Origin of the sequence: Streptomyces fuscigenes (assembly GCF_021556455.1) — a bacterium.
GTDB classification, from domain to species: Bacteria; Actinomycetota; Actinomycetes; order Streptomycetales; family Streptomycetaceae; genus Streptomyces; species Streptomyces fuscigenes.
Genome location: NZ_JAKGCV010000070.1, coordinates 1 through 18,688, shown reverse-complemented (window position 1 = coordinate 18,688; position 18,688 = coordinate 1). Strand labels below are relative to the sequence as shown.

Here is an 18,688-nt window from a genome sequence, read left to right as displayed (position 1 = left end):
GGGCGCCGCCTCCGGGCCGGCCGCCGGCGCCGGCCAGCGGATCTGCGTGGCGCACACGGTCACGACGACGGCGCAGGCCGCGACGGCGCCCAGGCCCCACACCAGGCTGCTGGCGTTCGCGATGAAGCCGATGACCGGCGGCCCGCCCAGCAGGCCCAGGGTGCCCATCGCCGCGACGAGGGTCAGGGCGTCCGAGCCCTGGGCCGCCGCCGCCACGTACACGCAGGGCGTGACGGCCGCGATGCCGAGCCCCACGCAGGCGAAGCCGATCAGCGCCGGCACGGTGCCGCCGCTGAGGAGGGCGAGGGCCAGGCCGAGGCCGGCGAGGGCGCTGCCGACCCGCACGACGCGCCCGTCGCCGAAGCGGGTGCGCCAGCCGTCGGCGAAGATGCGGGCGAGCACCATCATGCAGGAGACGACGGCGATGCCCATGGGCGCGAGTTCGGCGGAGGCCCTGGCCACGTCCTTCAGGTAGAGCGCCGACCAGTCGTTCATGGCGCCCTCCGTGACGGTGCCGAACGCCATGGCGCAGCACATCCACAGCGTCACGCGTGTCGGCAGCGTCCACCGGCGCCTCTTCGCCCCGGCCCCGGTGGCGGCAGCGTCCGCGCCGCTGCCTTCGGTGCCGTTTCCTGGCGGCGCGCCGGAGTCCTCGCCGACGCCCTCCCCGTCCCGCGCGCCGGCCCCGTCCGCGGCTTCCTCGTCCACCAGGCCCGAGCGCGCGAAGGCCAGCAGGAGCAGCAGCAGGGCGGCGGCCACCGCGAAGTGCACGACCACGGCGGACGACAGGGCGTTGACGCCGGAGGCGAGCAGGGCCGCGGCGAGGGAGCCCGCGCTGAACGTGGCGTGCAGCCGCGCCATGGCGTTGCGCTTGTGGCGCACCTCCAGCGCCGCGCCCTGGGCGTTCATGGAGACGTTCAGCCCGCCCACGAGCACGCCGTCCGCGAGCATGACCACGAGCGCCACCGGATAGTTCGGCGCGGCGGCCAGGGCGAACAGCAGCAGGGCGAGGCCGAGGGCCGACGCCAGCGCGAGGCGCTGCGAGCCGAGCCGCCGCATCAGCCAGGCGACCAGGGGGAAGGACGCGGCGGCGCCCACCCCGGTCGCCATCAGCAGCAGGCCCACCTCGGCCGTCGTCAGTCCGAGGTGCGCCTTGATCGCCGGGACCCGCGAGGCCCAGGTCGCGTACTGGAAGCCGAGCGAGCAGAACAGCGCGGCGATGGCCAGCTGTGCCCTTCGGAACGGATCGTGGACGCGGAACACGCGTATCAGCCCTTTCGTGGGTGCGGGGACGGGCCGTGCGGCGGGATGCCGTCCGTCCCGGGCGCCCGGCCGTGTGCGGACGCCGGTGCCGCGCCCCGCGGCCGCCCCGCCTCCTGGCTGCGGGCGCGGGAGGCGGTGGTCTCGGACCCGGCCGCGGGCACCCGGCCCGCGGCGGGCGCCGGGGCCCGTACCGCCCTGCTCATGTAGACGGCGTCGGGCCCGTAGCCGCCGGAGGGCACGACGTCGCGCTGGGCGACGAAGCCGTTGCCCGCCCAGAAGGTGTCGCTGCCGCCGACGGCGACGAGCGAGATCCGCCGGAAGCCGCGGGTGAGGGCGGTGGCGGACAGGTGCCGCAGCAGGTGCCTGCCGAGGCCGCGGCCGCGCAGGCTGTCCGCCACGACCATGTCGTGCAGGTGGAGGTTGCCGGACTCGAACGCGGTCGGGTCCGCCTCGGCGAGCTCCGGGTACGCGTGCTCCGGGTAGGGCAGGGCCAGGACGTAGCCCGCGAGCCGCCGGTCGACGTCCAGGACGAAGCACGTCGACGGCGAGGCGCTCACGCGGGACTCCAGGGCGGCCCGGCCCTCCGAGAGGCCCGCGGGGTCGTAGGTGCGGAACTCCAGGTCGACGACCGCGGTCCAGTCGTCGTCGGTCAGGTGCCGTATCCGCACCCCCTGGTGAAGGGGGCGCGACGGGCGCGACGGGCTCGGCACGCTCATGCGGCGCGCGCCTTCCCGGGGGACGGGTCCCCGGCGCCTGCCCCGTCCCCGTCGGCGGAGCCCGGCGGCCGGTGGCCGCGCGGGGTGTCCGTCCCGCCGCGGGCGCCGTCCGCGGGCCCGCCCGCGAGGGCGTCCCCGGGGGCGTCGACGCACGTGTACGGCAGCGGGCTGAAGCCGTTGAAGCCCTGCGTCATGTAGCTCGTCGCGTACGCGCCGCAGGACACCACCCACACCGGGTCCCCCGACGCGAGCGCCTCGGGCACCTCGACGAGGCCGTGGTCGTGCGCGTAGGCGTCGTCGCTGTCGCAGGTGGGACCCGCGACGACCGCCGGGACGTACGGGCCGCGCGGGTGCGTCGGGAAGACGAGCCGGTACTGCAGCGCGTCCATCTCGTAGAGGCCGTTGAACTTGCCGCAGCTCAGGTACAGCCAGTGCCGGCTCTCCCCGTCGCTTTGGTGACGGGTGGTCAGGCGGGCGACGTGCGCCCTGATGGCCCCCTGGTCGGCGACGAGGTAGCGGCCCGGCTCGACGAGGAAGGCGAGGTGGTCGCCGAAGTCGTCGCGCAGCCGCCGCATGCCGTCCCGGATCACCGCGAAGATCTTGTCGGTGGGCGGGTCGAGCGGCCTGCCGCGTGTGTCGCGGTAGCCGTCCGCCGGCAGACCGCCGCCGAGGTTCACCCGCTCCAGGGCCATGCCGCGTTCCCGCAGCCGTGCCAGCACGTCCCCGAGCCGCTCGAACGCGCTCCCCCAGGCGTCCGAGGTCATCTGCTGGGAACCGACGTGCACCGAAAGCCCCGACGGCACGAGCCCGGCCGCCCGTGCGTCCTCCATGACGAGCACCGCGTCGGCCGCCGAGCAGCCGTACTTGTTGCTCAGGCCCCACAGCGCCCCCTCGCCGTCGGTGGCGAGGCGGCAGAAGACCCGGGAGCCGGGGGCGTGGGCGGCGACCGCCGCGACGTCCTCGCGGCTGTCCGTGGCGAAGTCCCGGATGCCCATGCGGTACGCCTCGGCGATGTGCCGGTCGGACTTGATGGTGTTGCCGTAGTGGACGTCCGCCGCCGCCACGCCGGTGGCGAGGGCCCGTTCGATCTCCTGGGGGCTCGCCGCGTCGAACCCGGCGCCCGCCGCGGCGAGGCAGTGCAGCACCTCGTCGACGGGACACGCCTTCATGGCGAACCTGACCTCCACGCCCGGGAGTTCGCTCATCAGGGTCGCGCAGCGACCGCGGATGCCCGCGAGGTCGTAGACGATCCTGTCGTCGGTCGAGGCCGCCAGCGCGGCGCGCAGGGTCGCGCTCGGTCGCGTCATCGGGGATCTCGGTCCGGCTGCCGGCCGGCCGCGGGGCCGGCGGTGGATGCGCCCGGGAGCGGCCCGGCGGCGGCCGGGAGCCCGGCGGCGCGTGCGGCCTCCACCAGGGGTTCCCAGGACTCGATCAGGAGCGCGAAGTCCTCGATGTCGCCGCGCGCCTCGTCCAGCAGCCGCTCCCGCTCCCCGGCGAGCAGGTCGCCGAACTCGGCGTACCTGCCTCCGAGCCGGCGGTACGAGGCGTCGAGGGTGTCGAGCCGCGCGATGTTCTCCGCGCGGTCCAGCGCGGCGCTCTCGCGCACCATCGCGGCGATCACGGGTGCGCGCAGCCGGTGCCCGCCGTCGAGCAGGGCGTCGCCGGCCTCCGCCATCCGCTCGTAGAGGGCGTTGAAGTACTGCATGGACAGGAGGAACTTCACGAAGCGCCGCTGGTACGCGGTGAAGCCCGCGCCCGTGCGGCGTTCCGGTGTGTAGTAGTTGACGATGTGCCGGTTGTGCAGGACGCCGGGCAGCCCCGCGTCGTGCACCGCGTGCATGAGGAAGTAGTCGCTGCCGATCGTGTCGGTGGCGGGCGGCAGCGGTATCTGCTCCTGCACGGCGTGGAAACTGATGTTGCACATGTCGATGCGCATCGGGTCAACGACGGTGAGGGTCGACTCGTCGCCGGTGAACGGCTCGGTGCCGGCTCCCCGGAACGACTCCTCGGCGAGGTCCCGCCGCTGCTCGTCGGTCCATCCCGTGGGGGCCCACAGGCCGACGACGTCGACGTAGGCCCCGGGGTCGAGATCCCTCATCTCCGAGATGTCGACGGACAGCTCGCCGACGAACGACGCGGCGACCATGGACACCGGCCGCTCGGCGCGGCCCGGGTCGAGGTCGCTGCCGTCCACCGCGCCGGCGGCGTCGGCGGCCCGCCTGCCGAGCGAGGCGAGTTCGTGGTGGATGGGGAAGACCGGGGCGCCGTCGAGCGTCTGGTAGCGGCTGTCGGAGTCCCGGCGGTGGACGGACCGGCAGCCGAGAGCCGCCGCGATCAGGAACGCGCGGTTGGTGCAGGCCCCGTAGGACAGGCGCTCCGGCAGCATCAGGTCGAGCAGCAGGTCCGGCTTTTGCAGGGTGGTGCGGCCGATCACGTCGGTCAGGAAGTCCCGCTGCTCGTCCTCGCCGAGGTGGTGGACGACCACGCCGGGCACGGCGGGCGCCGCCCGGAGCGCTTCGGCGTGGGCCGCCCGGTCGGCGGTGGCCGAGGAGTCCAGCACGAGCAGGTGCACCTCGACGTCGAAGTGCCGTGCGGCGTATGCCGCTTCCTCGTGCACCGCCGCCAGGGTCCCGGCGCAGGCGCGGTTGGTGGGGAGCGTCAGGCAGATTCTGCGCATGCCGCGTCCCCGGTCGCGTCGTCGAACTGCTTGCCGGTCCAGGAGGTGAGGCCGAGCAGCTTCGAGCCCAGGTCGGTCAGTTCGGCCGGGCCGTAGCGCAGCGCCTCGGGCTTGTCGCGGTCGCCGAGCAGCGTCGCGTTCCACTCGGGGGTGCTCAGGGTGCGGTAGGACTCGACGCGGGAGCGGCGCAGCTCCTCGTGGCCCTCCAGGGCGGGCATCATCGACAGGTACTGCACGGCCCGCACCCCGTCGGTGGAGATGTTCGGGGCGACGCCGTGGGCGAGGGCTCCGTTCCAGATCAGCAGGTCGCCCGCCTCGAGGTCGGGGCGCACGACGGGGAACTCCTCCGGGTCGTAGGCGGGCCGGATCGGGTCGCGGTCCGCCGGCTGCTGCACCTTCCACCGGTCGAAGTGGCGGAAGAGTTCCGGGTTGCACTGGAAGCCGCCCTGCTCGGGCTTGGTGTCGTTGAGCGCGATGATGCCCTGCACACGCTGCGGCACGACGCCGAGGGTGGAGTCGATGTCCCAGTGCAGCTTGATGTCGAAGCCGCGCTCGGTCGCGGGTATGAGGTCGCGGCTGCGGGTCCTGACGTTGGGCGGGTTGAGGTTCAGCCGGTCCAGCGTCACCCACAGCTCCGCGCAGTCCCACACGTCGGCGAACGCGTCGTACACGCGCTGCGCCTGGCGGTTGTCCCACATCAGCTGGTGCTGGTAGGCCTCCACGAAGCCGTAGACGTGGAGTTCACGGTCGAGGTCGGAGCGGAACTCCAGCTCTTCGTACCAGGTCTCCGGCCGCTCGGGGTCGAGGCCCTGGAAGTCCCAGGCGAAGTCGAGCAGCTTCTTGGCGGACTCGGCGGGGACGGCCTGCTTGACGACGATGTAGCCGTAGGTCTGCCAGAAGGCGAAGTCCTCCTCCGACAGCACGCGCAGCTCGCGTTCCTTGCGCAGGTCCCGCAGCGGCGTCTCCGCCAGGTAGGTGTCGGCGTCCCGGCTGAAGTACGGGACGTTCGAGGGTGCGCGGTACAGATGGCGGTCGGTTGCCGGCATGCGGTCGCTCCAAGGATCGGGTTCTCGGTCGGTTCGGTGCGCGGGTCCGGACCCGGCGCGGGCGGGCCGGGGCGAGTCCGGTGGCACGGGGGCACGGGCCGGGCGGCGGCCGCGCGGTGCGCGTACGCCGGTGCGGGGACCCGGTGCCGGATGGGATCGTGTGTCGGCTGAGGCATGGCCGGGACCGCGACCGCGAGGTACGGGCCGGCCCGGTGGTCCCGGGCGCGCGCGTGGGGAGGGGCGCCGGGAGACCGCCTGTCAGGCGTGCGTCGGAGGGGCGCTCTCGTGTGTCGGGCGGCCGGCCCCGGTCGGCGTGGTCCTCCGCGAATACAGCACCAGCTTCTCGCCCCTTGCACTTGCCCTTGCGTCTGCCGCCCCTGACGGGCCGTGGGCACCGCGGATGGTTCTTGCGGTGCCGCTTCGTGGACATGCCGGACCAGCAGGTGGCCGGTTCGTCACATCCGTCTCACACGTCACTCACGCACCACCAAAATGGACTAGACCAACTGCCGCTGTCAATAGGGATCCGGTCCGCGCCCTCCCCCCGTGCCGCGCGTGCGCCGAGGCGGCGCGCGGCCGGCCCGGCAAGCCCGGGCAGGGAGGGGAAACTCAGGTGTCGCCCCGTCAGACGAACCCAGGGCCAGGGAGGTTCACTCCGGGGGCGACCACCTCGCCCCGGCGGCGCCCCGGGCGCCCGGTGCGGCACCACGGCGGGAACGGCACGCACCGGCGGGCGGAGCGCTCGGAACAGCGTCCGGGACACCCGCCGGAGCGGGGGCGGGGTACGGGCTCCAGCCGGGGCGCCACGGCGTGACCGGCCGGCGGGGCGACCCGGCGCCACCTGCGCGCATCCGGCCCGGACACCCTTGACACCCGGATTGGTATAGGCCAATATCCACTTGGCCTGTACCAATCACACCCGCTGCGCCATTATGTCCCGGCGCCCGCTCCGCCGAGTCCCGCCCACCGCCCGCCGCGTCCCGACCGCTGCCGTGCCGGGTCCCGCCACGGGCCCGGTCGCAGCGGCGTCGTGTCCCGGCCCCTGCTCCGTCCCGTCCCGCCCCCTCCGGAAGGCCCGGTCGATGTCCTCCAGCACGCACACCCAGGACGTGCGCCGTCTCGCGCTCTCCGTCCTCCAGCCGGGCTTCGTGGGCACCGAGGCGCCGGAATGGGTCCTCGGCGCGATCCGCGACGGCCTCTCGTCGGTCGTCCTGTTCACCCGCAACATCGTCTCGCCCCGGCAGGTGGCGCGCCTCACGGCCCAGTTGCGGGCCGAGAACCCCTCGCTCATCGTGGCGATCGACGAGGAGGCGGGGGACGTCACCCGCCTGGAGTCCGCCACCGGTTCGAGCCGCCCCGGCAACTTCGCCCTCGGCGCCGTCGACGACGTCGAACTGACGGAGTCCGTCGCCCGCGACCTGGGGCGCCAGTTGCACGCGGCCGGGGTCAGCCTCGACTACGCGCCCAGCGCCGACGTCAACTCCAACCCGGACAACCCCATCATCGGCGTCCGCTCCTTCGGCGTCGACGCGGACGTCGTGGCGCGGCACACCGGCGCGTGGGTCACGGGGCTCCAGTCCGCCGGAGTGGCGGCCTGCGCCAAGCACTTCCCCGGCCACGGCGACGTCGCGGTCGACTCCCACCACGGGCTGCCGACCTACGGAGCGGGCGTCGACGAGATCGCCCGCCAGGCGCTTCCGCCCTTCCGCGCCGCCATCGACGCGGGCGTCCGCGCGGTCATGAGCGGTCACCTCCTGGTGCCGGCCTACGACCCGGACCTCCCGGCCACGCTGAGCCGCCGCATCCTGGTCGAACTGCTGCGCAAGGAACTGGGCTTCGACGGCCTCGTCGTCACGGACGCGATCGAGATGGGCGCGGTCACCGACCTGTACGGGATCGGCGGCGCGACCGTGCGGGCCGTCCTCGCGGGTGCCGACGCCGTGTGTGTCGGTGGGGAGAGCGCGGAGCGGGCGACGACGGAACTCCTCGCGGACGCACTGGTGGACGCCGTGCGCACGGGGGTGCTGCCCGAGGACCGCCTGCTGGACGCGAGCGAGCGGGTGCGGGAGTTCGCCGACTGCTCGGCCCGGCTGGGCGGCGCCGTGCGCGTCGATCCGGTCGGGGGCGACATCGGCTACGTCGCGGCCCGGCGCGCCGTCCGGCTGAGCGGGCCCGCCGACGGCGTCCTGCCGCTGGCCGCCGCGCCGCACGTGGTGGAACTCGTGCCGTCGACGAACCTCGCCATCGGCAAGGAGACCCCGTGGGGCGTCGCCGTCCCGCTGCGCGAACGCATCCCGGGCACCACGTTCGTACGCCTCCACCCGCAGGAACTCCAAGACGGCGCCGCGGTCCTGAAGGAGCACGCGCTGGCGCCCGCGGCCGGCCGCCCCCTGGTGGTGGTCGTGCGCGACGCCGCCCGTCACGCGTGGATGGGCCGGGCCCTCGGGGACCTGACCGCGGCGCGGCCCGACACGATCGTGGTGGAGATGGGCCTGCCCGGCGCAGCGGAGTCCGGGGCGCTGCACATCTTCACGCACGGCGCCACGCATGCCTCGGGGGTGGCCGCGGCGGAGGCGCTCGCCGGGTCCCACCGGGCCCACCTGGCCGGCTGACGGCGGACCTCGGCCGCGCCCGGGACGCGCGTCCGCGCGCCGGGCCTCGCCCGGCCCTCCTGAGCTTGCCGCGCCCGGCCCTCCTCAGCGCGCCGCGCCCGGCCCGGCTCAGCTCACCGCGTCCGGGCCCCGGGCCCCGATGCGCGCCACCAGCAGGACCGCGTCGTCCTGCGGGCTCGGCCCCGCCAGGGAGCGGGCCACGTCCTGGCACAGCGCGCCGAGGTCGTCGGCCGGGCGGGCGAGCCGCCCGGCCAGGTGCTCCACGCCGTCGCCGCGGTCCCCGGGCCGGGCGCGGACCAGGCCGTCCGTGTACATGGCCACGACCGTGCCCGGGGCGACGGGCACCGCCACCTCCTGGTAGCCGCCCTCGCCGAGGCCGATCGGCGTGCCGGCCGGCAGGTCGGGCTGCCGGACCCCGCCGTCCGGTGCGATCAGCAGGGGCGGCGGGTGCCCGGCGCAGGAGAACGTCAACAGCCCGGCCGCCGGGTCGTACTCGCCGTACAGGCAGGTGGCGCCGAAGACGGGCCGGGCGCACCCGTCCACCCCGAGGCCCTCGGCGGCTCCCCGGTTCTCGGCCGAGAGCGTCACGGCCGCCCGGTCGAAGGAGGCGAGCACCTCGGCGGGCGGCAGGTCGAGCAGCGCCAGCGCGTCGGCGGCCGTGCGCAGCCGGCCCATGGAGGCCGCCGCCTCGACCCCGTGCCCCACCACGTCGCCGACCACGAGGCCCACCCTGCCGCCCGGCAGCGGGATCGCGTCGAACCAGTCGCCTCCGACGGCCTCGTCCCCCTCGGCCGGCACGTACTCGGCGGCGACTTCGACCGCGCCGCCGCCGCGCAGGCTCCGGGGCAGCATGTTGCGCTGGAGCGCGAGGGCCGCCTTGCGCTCCCGCGTGTAGCGCCGCGCGTTGTCCAGGTGCAGCGCGGCCCGTACGGCCAGTTCGCGGGCGAGTTCCAGGTCGTCCGGCGTGAACGGCGGCCGGTCCCCGGTGCGGATGAAGACGGCCACCCCGAGGATGGTGCGGCGTGCCTCCAGCGGCAGGACGATCATGGAGTGCATGGCGAAGCTGTCGACGCGTTCGGCGCGCGCCGGATCGCTGACGACCGACGTGTGGGACGAGGTGCGCATGACGGGCGCGTAGAACGGCTCCCCCGTTCTGAGCACCTCGAGCAGCGGCGAGCGCTCCGGCACGTAGACGGGGTCCCCCACGGCGTACGCCGCCTCCGGGGTGCCCTCGTTCAGCGAGGCCGCCCCGGCCCGCCGGAACGCCGGGATGTACGTGCTGCGCGGCCTGAGGTGCCGCAACGGCTCTCCGCCGAGGCTCACCGCCTCGGCCAGGTCGACCGTGACGAAGTCCGCCAGGGCCGGAACCGTCGCGTCGGCGAGTTCCTGGGCCGTCGTGACGACGTCGAGAGTGGTGCCGATCCGCAGCCCGATGTCGCTGATCAGCGCGAGGCGTTCGCGGCCCCGGCTGCGCGTGATGTCGACGGAGAAGGTGCACACGCCGATCGGGGCGCCGTCCGCGTTCTCCAGCCGGAACAGGCTCGACGACGTGACCTGTTCGTTCTCGGATCCGTCGGTGAACCAGCGGAACTCGTGGTCGATCACCGGCTTGCCGTCTCTCAGCACCTGCCGCATGACCGCTTCGACGAGATCGGGGTCGACGCCGTGCAGGGCCTCGCGCACCGGCGCCCCGATCCGCCGGTTGCGAAACGGGCTCCGCTCGTGGTCGACCGTGGTGTTGAGCCACCGGCACCGCAGGTCGGTGTCCCAGATGGCGAGCGCCACCGGCGAGTTCTCCAGCAGGATGCGCCCGAGCGGCCCCAGGGGGAAGGCGTCCGCCGCGGCGGCAGCGTACTCCTCGGCCTCCTCGGCCGCCCCTTCCTCCGCGTCGTCCTCCGGGCCGGTCCGCTCCTCCCCCAGCAGGACCATCCACCGGTCCCCGTCCGCGCCGTCCAGCGGGAGCGACCGGCCGCGCAGCCGTACGGCCCGCCCGTCGCGGTGCCGCGCGGCCAGCACTCCGGCCCCGGCCACCGGTGGTTCGGCCCGGGTCTCCTGCGGCCCGGCACCCCGGGTGACCGCGGAGCCGGCGCCGGGCCCCGCACCCGGCCCCACCAGCCGCACGGCGCCCGGCTCCGCCCCCGTCACGAAGGCGGAGAGCGGGCGGCCGACCGCCTCGGAGGCCCGGTATCCGAGAAGCCGCTCCGCCTCGCCCGTCCACCCGGTCACGGTGGCCGGCTCCCCCTCCACCAGCAGCACCGCCGCCGCCTCCGCGGCCCCGTCCGGGCTCGGCGCCGCCCCCGGCGCGGCGCACGGCGACGGCACCTCTTGCTCGGCCATGGGCCCCCACCTTCCCGGAGACGTGCACGCGCCCAATGTCCCCAAGATGCCTCAAAACACCTTGCAACGGAAAAAACGGCGGACAATCGTCCGGGCACCGCCCCGGCCGGCACGCTCCGCGCACGGACGCGTGACAACAGTGACGGCCGTGGTGGCGGTGGCGGCGGTCATCGGCGGTGACGGTGGTGCCGACCGGGACGCCGGTGACGACGGGCCGACCGGGGCGGCCGTGACGGCCGCGGCCGTACGGGAAGGTGCACCGGGCGCGGCCCGCCCCCTCACACCGAGAACGTGTCGGGGTCCGCGGCCTCCCAGTCGGCGGCCCACGCGGCGGGCGGCTCGGCCAGCAGGCCGCCCGGCGGGAGCCAGTCGTACAGCTCCTCGTACGACAGCACGGTGTGCGGGTCGATCCGCCGCCGCAGCATGTGCGGGCGCAGCAGGCCCGGTTCGGTGACACCCATCGACGCCATGATCTGCAGCGCGCTCGCGACGGTGGCCTCCTGGAGCCGCCGGACGCGCTGCGTCTTCTCGCCCACGTCGATGGCGCGCGCCCGCCGGGGATCCTGCGTCGTGACACCCGTCGGGCAGGTGTTGGTGTGACAGCGCTGGGCCTGGATGCAGCCCACCGCGAACATCATGGCCCGCGCGGCGTTGCCGTAGTCGGCACCCTGGGCGAGCCGCTTGACGAGGTCCGCCCCGGTGGCGATCTTGCCGCTGGCGCCGATCCTGATCCGGTCCCTGAGACCCGTGCCCACCAGGGCGTTGTGCACCGTGAGCAGCCCCTCGGTGAGCGGGGCACCGATGTGGTCGGCGAACTCCAGCGGCGCGGCGCCCGTGCCGCCCTCGCCGCCGTCCACGACGATGAAGTCGGGGGTGACGCCTTCTTCGAGCATCGCCTTGCACACGGCGAGGAACTGCCGCCGCGAGCCCGGGCAGATCTTGAACCCGGTGGGCTTGCCGCCCGCCAGCTCCCGCATGCGGGCGAGGAAGCGGACGAGTTCGCGCGGGGTGGAGAAGACCCGGTGGTACGGGGGCGAGATGACGGTCTGCCCCTCGGGCACGCCCCGCACCTCCGCGATCTCGGCGTTGACCTTCGCGCCCGGCAGCACCCCACCGATGCCCGGCTTCGCGCCCTGCGAGAGCTTGAGGGACACGCACTTGACGTTGTCGTGCGCCGCCTTGTCGGCGAACTGCCCCGCGTCGAAGCCGCCGTCCTTCGTCCGGCAGCCGAAGTAGCCCGTGCCGATCTCCCACACGATGTCCCCGCCGGGCCGCAGGTGGTACCGGGACAGCCCGCCCTCGCCCGTGTCGTGCGCGAACCCTCCGGCGGCGGCACCGCCGTTGAGGGCCAGGATCGCGTTGGCGGACAGGGAGCCGAAGCTCATCGCGGACACGTTCAGCAGCGCCATGTCGTAGGGGCGGGTGCAGTCGGGCCCGCCGATGCGCACCCGCGGGGGCTCCTCGGGCACCGGCCGGGGAGCCATGGACGGCACGAGGTACTCGTAGCCCGGCCGGTACACGTCGCGTTCCGTGCCGAACGGCTCCTCCGCGTCCGTGCCCTTCGCCCGTTCGTAGACGATGCTGCGCGTGTCGCGGTCGAAGGGGCGGCCGTCGAAGTTGCGCTCCACGAAGTACTGCTGCAGTTCGGGGCGGAGGCTCTCCATCAGGAACCGCGCGCGCCCGAGGATCGGGTAGTTGCGCAGGACGGCGTGCCCCCGCTGCAGGAGGTCGTGGATGCCGAGCGCCCCCAGCAGCAGAAGGGGTCCGGCGGCGAACCACCACCACGGCGAGGCCGCCACGGCGAGACCCACCGCGGCCAGCGCCGCCACTGCCAGGAGAACGATCAAACCGATCCGTGTCACACCCCACGCGTTGCCCGAGGCCGCCGGTCCACACCTGTGGACGCCACCAAGACTCTCCCAAGCCGGGCCGCGCCCCGGGCCGGTCACGCAGGGGCGCGGGGCCGTCACCGCAGGGCACCGTCCCGGGCCCGCGGCACGGTACGGGCACGAGCACGCCTTCCCGTGCGGCGGGGACGCTCGGGCGTCAGTGCCCGGCGGTCAGCCCTCCACTGAGCTTTTCGTGCAGACGTGCGCTGCCTGCGTCGAGGCCGATGATCTCGACCTGCTTGCCGCGCTGCGCGTACTTGGTCTCGACGGCGTCGAGCGCGGCCACGGAGGAGGCGTCCCAGACATGGGTGCCGGTGAGGTCGATGACGACCTTGCCAGGGTCGTTCGCGTAGTCGAACTGCGTGACGAGGTCGTTGGAGGAGGCGAAGAACAGCTGCCCGGTGACCGCGTACACCACCTGGCTGCCGTCGGGGTCGGTGACGGAGGTGACGTGCGTGAGGTGGGCGACCCGGCGGGCGAAGATGATCATTGCCGCGACCGAGCCGACGACGACACCGATGGAGAGGTTGCCCGTCGCCACCACCACGACGACCGTGACGACCATGACCACCGTCTCGCCGACCGGCATGCGCCTGAGGGTGGCCGGCTTGACCGAGTGCCAGTCGAAGGTGCCGACGGACACCAGGACCATCACCGCGACCAGGGCGGCCATCGGGATGCGCGAGACGATCGGCCCGAGGACCAGGCACAGGATGAGCAGGAAGAACCCGGCGAGGAACGTCGAGAGGCGGGTACGGGCCCCGTTCTTGACGTTGATCATGGTCTGGCCGATCATCCCGCAGCCGCCCATCCCGCCGAAGATGCCCGTGACGATGTTGGCGATGCCCTGGCCGATCGCCTCGCGTGTCTTGTTGGACGGGGTGTCGGTGAGGTCGTCGACGAGCTTCGCCGTCATCATCGACTCCATGATCCCGACGAGGGCCATCGCGAACGCGTAGGGCGCGATCACCGTCAGCGTGTGGAGCGTGAGGGGGACGTCGGGGATGCCCGGCACGGGGAGCGAGGACGGCAGCGTGCCCTTGTCGCCCACCGTCGGCACGGCGATCCCCGCGGCCACGGTGATCACGGTGAGGATCGCGATGGCCACGAGGGGCGCGGGGACGGCCCTGGTGAGCTTCGGGAAGAGAACCATGAGGACCAGCCCGCCCGCGACCAGCGGATAGACGGCCCAGGGCACGTCGCGCAGGTTGGGGATCTGGGCGGTGAACAGCAGGATGCCCAGGGCGTTGACGAAGCCGACCATCACACTGCGCGGCACGAACCGCATCAGCCTGGCCATGCCCGCCGCCCCCAGGACGATCTGGAAGACCCCGGCGAGGATGACGGTCGCGACGAGGTGGCCCAGGCCGTAGTGGCGGGCGACCGGCGCGATCACCAGGGCGACGGCGCCGGTGGCGGCGGAGATCATCGCGGGCCGGCCGCCCACGAACGCGATCACCATCGCCATGCTGCACGCGGCGAACAGGCCGACCTTCGGATCCACCCCCGCGATCACGGAGAACGAGATGGCCTCGGGGATCAGCGCCAGGCCGACCACCAGCCCGGCCAGGAACTCGGTGCGGAAGACCTTCGGGGACAGCCACGCGGGGCGGCGGGGGCCGCGCAGCAGCGCGGCCACGGACGGTGCGGAGGACAAGGGAGCAGGACCTGTCGCGTTCGGGCGCGCCCGGAGCGCTTCCGGGCGGGCGGTGGAAGGACGCGGAGGTGCCCGGGGGCAGACCGCGATCGGCCCGTGCGGGGCCGGACGTCGTCGAGCGGCGGGCGCGTGGGGGCGGGCGACCGGGGACGCGGGGGTGTCAGGGGCTGGGGGTCACGGCGGGCAGGCGGCGGAGCAAGGCACCGGGAAGGGGCGCACACACACTTCTGCGGGACTCGGGGGGCTTTCCCGGGGCCGCCGTCGGCCCCGGCACGGGTGCGTCGATCACCCGGGGCGGGCCGACCACCGAGGAGGCGCGCCATGCCGCTCCGGCCGTCCTCCCGGCCGCCAACTGTACCCTAACGTTAGGGTAGGTTTCGGGGCCGGGCGAGACGTCCCGAGCATCGCTCGGGCCGGGGCGACTCTTCCCGGTGCGGCCGGCCGGTCCGTGCCACCCGCCGGCCCGCTTCCGCCGCGGGCGGGGAGCGCGCGGCCCCGGTCACGCGGCCGCGCCGCCCCCGCCCCGCGTTATGATCGCGCGGTGGCGCGGGCGAGGGCGGGCGGAGCGGACGGCACGGCCGGGACGGGCCCCGCGTATCCGATCGCGTCCGTGGACAACGCGCTGCGGCTCCTGCTGATGTTCCGCGACCGCAGGCGGCTGCGGCTGTCGGAGGCCGCGCGGGACCTCGGCGTCGCGGACTCCACCGCGCACCGGCTGCTGGCCATGCTCATCCACCACGGCTTCGTACGGCGCGAGGACGGCGACCGCGGCTACGCGGCCGGCCCCGCTCTCCTGGAGATCGGCCTCGCCGCGGTGCGCGGCCTCGACATCCGCAGCGTGGCCGGGCCCGTCCTCGACGACCTGGCGCGGCAGGTGGACGAGACGGTGCACCTCGCGCAGCTCGAGGGCGGACGGATCCGCTACCTCGCCGGGGCCGAGAGCGGGCGGGCCCTCAGAGTCGCCGACCGCACCGGCCTGTTGATGCCCGCGCACCGCACGGCGACCGGCAAGGCACTGCTGGCGCAGCTCACGCCGGCGCAGCTCGACGAGCTGTACCCGGTCGCGGTCGCCGAGGACTCCCCCGCGGGCCTGACCGTCCCGGAGCGGGAGGCCCTCGACGCCGAGCTGGCACAGGTCACCGAGCGCGGGTACGCCGACAACGTCCGCGACCGGGAGATCGTGTCGCTGGCGGTCGTCGTGCGCAACGGCCGGGGCGCGGCGATCGCCGCGCTCAACGCGTCCGCGCCCGCCACCAGGATGGACGGACCGCGCCGCGCCGAGGTGGTGGAGCACCTGCGGACTGCCGCGGCGCGGCTGGAGGACTTGCTGAGCGGCGCCCTCGGCTGAGGCCGCCGCCGTTCCGGGCGGATCCGAGCGGGCGCGGCCCCGGCGGGCGCCCGCGGCGGTGCGGGCCGCTCCCGTCAGGGCGCGGTGGACGCGTCCGGCTCGCGGCTGACACCGGGCTGCCCCGGCGGGCGGAAGCAGGCGACGACCGTCTTGCCGTTCGGGCAGGGGCGCGCCTCCCAGCTGTCGGCGAGCGCGTCGACCAGGAACATGCCCCGGCCGCCGATCCGCTCGTCGCTCGGCTCCTTGGAATAGGGCAGCTGCGACGACGCGTCGTGCACGCTCACGTGCAGGCAGCTGGTGTCCCACGTCAGCACGATCTGCGCGCTGCTGCGGGCGTGCACGTGGGCGTTGGTGACCAGTTCGGAGACCGTCAGCAGCACCGCGTCCACGGTGTCGGGGGCGCTGTGCGTCCAACCCAGCGACTCCAGGTGGTTCCTGGCCCAGTGCCGCGTCTCGCGCACTCCCGTGTTCAAGGGCAGCGAACGGGCCCACCCGACGGCCCTTACCTCCGATTCGCGCATCACGTCCTCCTTTGAGTGAGCCTGGAGACCGGCTACCCGCAGGAGCGCCATCGATGGGTCCCGGTCGGCGGACGGGGCGCCGACCGCCCGAACGGCCCATCCCCGGCGAGGTCACCGGCCGCCTCGCCCGAGGGATTCGGCGGGCGGGAGACCCGTGTGGCCCACCGCCGGAGGGGTGCGCGGCGGGGCTCCCCGCGCGGGGAGGCCGCGGCGCGTGGCCGCGGCCTCCCGGTGGCGTGTGCCCGGTGGCGTGTGTCGCGCTCGCGACCGCTCAGCCGCAGGTGAGCCGGGGCTCGGCCCAGTCCGCGTGGTCGCTGTCACTGCCGTCGCCGCCGTCCGTGACGACGAGCCGGACGATCTGCGCGCCGGCGACGTCCGCGTGCAGTTGCTTCGGTCCGTCGGCGTTGTGCAGCACCCCGCTGTCGGCGACCTGCCTGCCGTCGGCCTCGATCTCGAACTCGACGCTGCCCTTGCCGTCCTTCTCGTCGTCCACGCCGACGGTCGAATCCAGCGCCGAGCAGCCGCCGCCGAGGTAGTAGGTGACGGCACTCGGCGCGTTGGTGCCGAGTCCCTTGGCGTAGACGGTGCCGCCGATCGTGAGGGGGTTGCCGTCGCCGGCCGCGGTCTCGCCGTTGCTGGTGTCCTTCTCGACGGGACCCCAGTCGTTGGTCGCCGACACCCAGGTGAGGTCGCTCAGTTCGTTCGTGCCCGAGGGCGGGGCCACCGCCACGAGGACGCTTCCGCTGAGCGGGGCGGTGACGCGGCCTCGGCCGGGGACGCCCGTGTACGAGACGGTGCCGGTGAGCGGGTAGTAGCCGGTCCCCGTGCCGGCGGGCGCCGTGACCTTCCAGGTCGTGGACAGCGTCCGGCCCTTCGCCAGCAGGGCGCTGCCGGTGGACCCTTGGGGCGTGACGCTCCAGCCGTCGGGGCCCTTGAGCGCGACGCTGACCTTGCCGGCCGGCAGCACTCCCAGATCGGTCGCGTACGTCCGCACGGTGCCGCCCTGGCCGGGCTCCACGGCGCCGGAGGCGGGGGCGAGCCCGGCGTCGAGCAGCGGGGGGTCGAGGAGCGAGGCGGCGCCCGCGACGGCGCTGCCGCTGACGCGCAGCAGCACGGTGCCGTGGGCCGGGACCGTCGCGGCCAGGGTGCCGGCCGAGTTGTACGCCGTGTGGCTCCACAGGTCCCGTACGGCGTAGGTGCCGCGGCGGGCGAGCCCCGCGGCGGTGGCCGTGGTGGAGATGCGCTGCGCCTGGTCGCCCGCGTTGAACAGGGCGACGGCGCGGTCGCCGTTCGCGAGCGGCTTCGTCAGCACGTACCGGCCGCCGTCGGAGGACAGGACGGTCGCCTGCTTGCCGAGCCGGTCCTGGTCGAGGGCGATGACGTCCTTGTTGCTGAGGATCGACAGGGTCTCCGGCGTGGCCTTGCGCAGGTCGGTGCCGATGAGGAGCGGCGAGTCCATCATGGACCAGAGGGAGAAGTGGCTGCGGTACTCGGTGTCCGTCATCCCCCCGTTGCCGACCTCCAGCATGTCGGGGTCGTTCCAGTGGCCGGGGCCCGCGGCCGGGGCGAGCGGCATGTTGCTCTGGGCGATGGAGAGCATGCTCGACCAGTTGTCGCTGATGTCTCCTGTGGTGCGCCAGGAGTTGCCGACGTCCCCGGCCCACTCCCACGGCGACTGGACGCCCCACTCGCACAGCGAGTAGACGATCGGCCGGCCCGTCGCGGCCAGTGCGTCGCGCATCGCGGTGTAGCGCTTGACGTAGTCCTCGCGCGAACCGTCGCTGTTGTTGTTGCAGTTGTCGTACTTGAGGTAGTCGACGCCCCAGTCCGCGAACGTCTGCGCGTCGGTGGTCTCGTGGCCGAGGCTGCCCGGGTACCCGGCGCAGGTGGCGGTGCCCGCGTCCTCGTAGATGCCGAGCTTGAGCCCCTTGGAGTGGACGTAGTCCGCGGTGCCCTTGATCCCGTCGGGGAACTTCACGGGATCGGGCACGAGCCGTCCCTGCGCGTCGCGTTGATGGGTCTGCCAGCAGTCGTCGATGTTGACGTAGGTGTAACCGGCGTCCTTGAGACCCGAGCTGACGAAGTAGTCGGCGGTCTGCTTGATGAGCTGTTCGTCGACGTCGCAGCCGAAGGCGTTCCAGTCGTTGAAGCCCATCGGCGGGGTGAGGGCGAGGCCGTTGTCGAGCGCGGCGGCGGGGGTGGCGGTGACGGTGACGTCGGCGGTCACGGCCACGAGGGCCGGGACGCCCGCCCACAGCGCACCGGCGGTCACGCAGGCGAGGAGCCTGCGGACGGTTCTTGGCATGGCTGATTCCTCTGTCTGTTCGCCGTGTCGGCGCGGGCGACGTGCCGCTCGCCGACGCGTTCGGGTGGGTGCGGACAGCTGGCAGTACGGGAACGACAGGGGCGACCGACCCCTGGAAATCAACGGAATGCAACAGAGTCGAGCATTTTCTTACTGTCGCCACACGCTAAGAGCCGTGACGTGCCTTTGACAAGATGCGTGCATCGGGCAGCGGAAAGCGCGTGCGGGCGGCGTCGGCGGGCACGGCGGACGCTCCGGCCGGCCCTGCCCGGCACACGCGCCGCCGGCCCTGCCGGGCACAGGCGCCGCGGGCCCGG

The 18,688-nt window shown here is 74.2% G+C and carries 12 protein-coding genes; 2 read left to right on the top strand and 10 right to left on the bottom strand.

Translation table 11 applies throughout. From position 1 onward, the window contains the following. The 5 genes from L1885_RS09500 to L1885_RS09480 form a co-directional block, all read right to left on the bottom strand. The coding region (locus tag L1885_RS09500) for an MFS transporter (protein WP_235796586.1) at window positions 1-1,263 on the bottom strand (1,263 nt) is incomplete at its 3' end. A 5-nt stretch (window positions 1,264-1,268) separates the two neighbouring features. Further along, window positions 1,269-1,979 carry a GNAT family N-acetyltransferase gene (locus tag L1885_RS09495; protein ID WP_308117296.1) on the bottom strand — a complete coding sequence of 237 codons (711 nt, stop codon included), beginning with the start codon at window positions 1,977-1,979 and terminating at the stop codon, window positions 1,269-1,271. Next, window positions 1,976-3,286, bottom strand: coding sequence for a type III PLP-dependent enzyme domain-containing protein (locus L1885_RS09490; RefSeq protein ID WP_235796585.1), 1,311 nt, complete (start codon window positions 3,284-3,286; stop codon window positions 1,976-1,978). Before L1885_RS09490 ends, L1885_RS09495 begins: the two co-directional genes overlap by 4 nt. Continuing rightward, a complete protein-coding gene (locus L1885_RS09485) occupies window positions 3,283-4,656 on the bottom strand; it encodes a DUF6271 family protein (protein ID WP_235796584.1) in 1,374 nt (457 codons plus the stop codon). The genes L1885_RS09490 and L1885_RS09485 overlap by 4 nt, the downstream gene beginning before the upstream one ends. Beyond that, on the bottom strand, window positions 4,638-5,702 hold the full coding sequence (locus L1885_RS09480; RefSeq protein ID WP_235796583.1) for a phytanoyl-CoA dioxygenase family protein: 1,065 nt from the start codon (window positions 5,700-5,702) through the stop codon (window positions 4,638-4,640). The genes L1885_RS09485 and L1885_RS09480 overlap by 19 nt, the downstream gene beginning before the upstream one ends. Before the next feature lie 1,082 nt (window positions 5,703-6,784). On the opposite strand from L1885_RS09480, the gene L1885_RS09475 reads away from it, so the two are divergent. Next, entirely contained in the window at window positions 6,785-8,314 is a 1,530-nt protein-coding gene (locus L1885_RS09475) for a glycoside hydrolase family 3 protein (RefSeq protein ID WP_235796582.1), read from the top strand. Between the two features lie 108 nt (window positions 8,315-8,422). On the opposite strand, the gene L1885_RS09470 is transcribed toward L1885_RS09475, so the two are convergent. The 3 genes from L1885_RS09470 to L1885_RS09460 all read right to left on the bottom strand — a co-directional run bounded on the left by L1885_RS09470 (window position 8,423) and on the right by L1885_RS09460 (window position 14,197). Beyond that, window positions 8,423-10,651, bottom strand: coding sequence for a SpoIIE family protein phosphatase (locus tag L1885_RS09470; RefSeq protein ID WP_235796581.1), 2,229 nt, complete (start codon window positions 10,649-10,651; stop codon window positions 8,423-8,425). Window positions 10,652-10,929: 278 nt separating this feature from the next. Then, the gene (locus L1885_RS09465; protein WP_235796580.1) at window positions 10,930-12,513 is read right to left on the bottom strand and encodes an FMN-binding glutamate synthase family protein; all 1,584 of its coding nucleotides are present in this window, start codon (window positions 12,511-12,513) and stop codon (window positions 10,930-10,932) included. A gap of 184 nt (window positions 12,514-12,697) precedes the next feature. After that, window positions 12,698-14,197 carry a SulP family inorganic anion transporter gene (locus L1885_RS09460; RefSeq protein ID WP_235796579.1) on the bottom strand — a complete coding sequence of 500 codons (1,500 nt, stop codon included), beginning with the start codon at window positions 14,195-14,197 and terminating at the stop codon, window positions 12,698-12,700. Window positions 14,198-14,738: 541 nt separating this feature from the next. On the opposite strand from L1885_RS09460, the gene L1885_RS09455 reads away from it, so the two are divergent. Continuing rightward, window positions 14,739-15,545 carry an IclR family transcriptional regulator gene (locus tag L1885_RS09455; RefSeq protein ID WP_235796578.1) on the top strand — a complete coding sequence of 269 codons (807 nt, stop codon included), beginning with the start codon at window positions 14,739-14,741 and terminating at the stop codon, window positions 15,543-15,545. 74 nt (window positions 15,546-15,619) lie between these two features. On the opposite strand, the gene L1885_RS09450 is transcribed toward L1885_RS09455, so the two are convergent. Further along, the gene (locus tag L1885_RS09450; protein WP_235796577.1) at window positions 15,620-16,066 is read right to left on the bottom strand and encodes an ATP-binding protein; all 447 of its coding nucleotides are present in this window, start codon (window positions 16,064-16,066) and stop codon (window positions 15,620-15,622) included. A 271-nt stretch (window positions 16,067-16,337) separates the two neighbouring features. Beyond that, on the bottom strand, window positions 16,338-18,371 hold the full coding sequence (locus L1885_RS09445) for an NPCBM/NEW2 domain-containing protein (protein ID WP_235796576.1): 2,034 nt from the start codon (window positions 18,369-18,371) through the stop codon (window positions 16,338-16,340). Window positions 18,372-18,688: the final 317 nt, after the last annotated feature.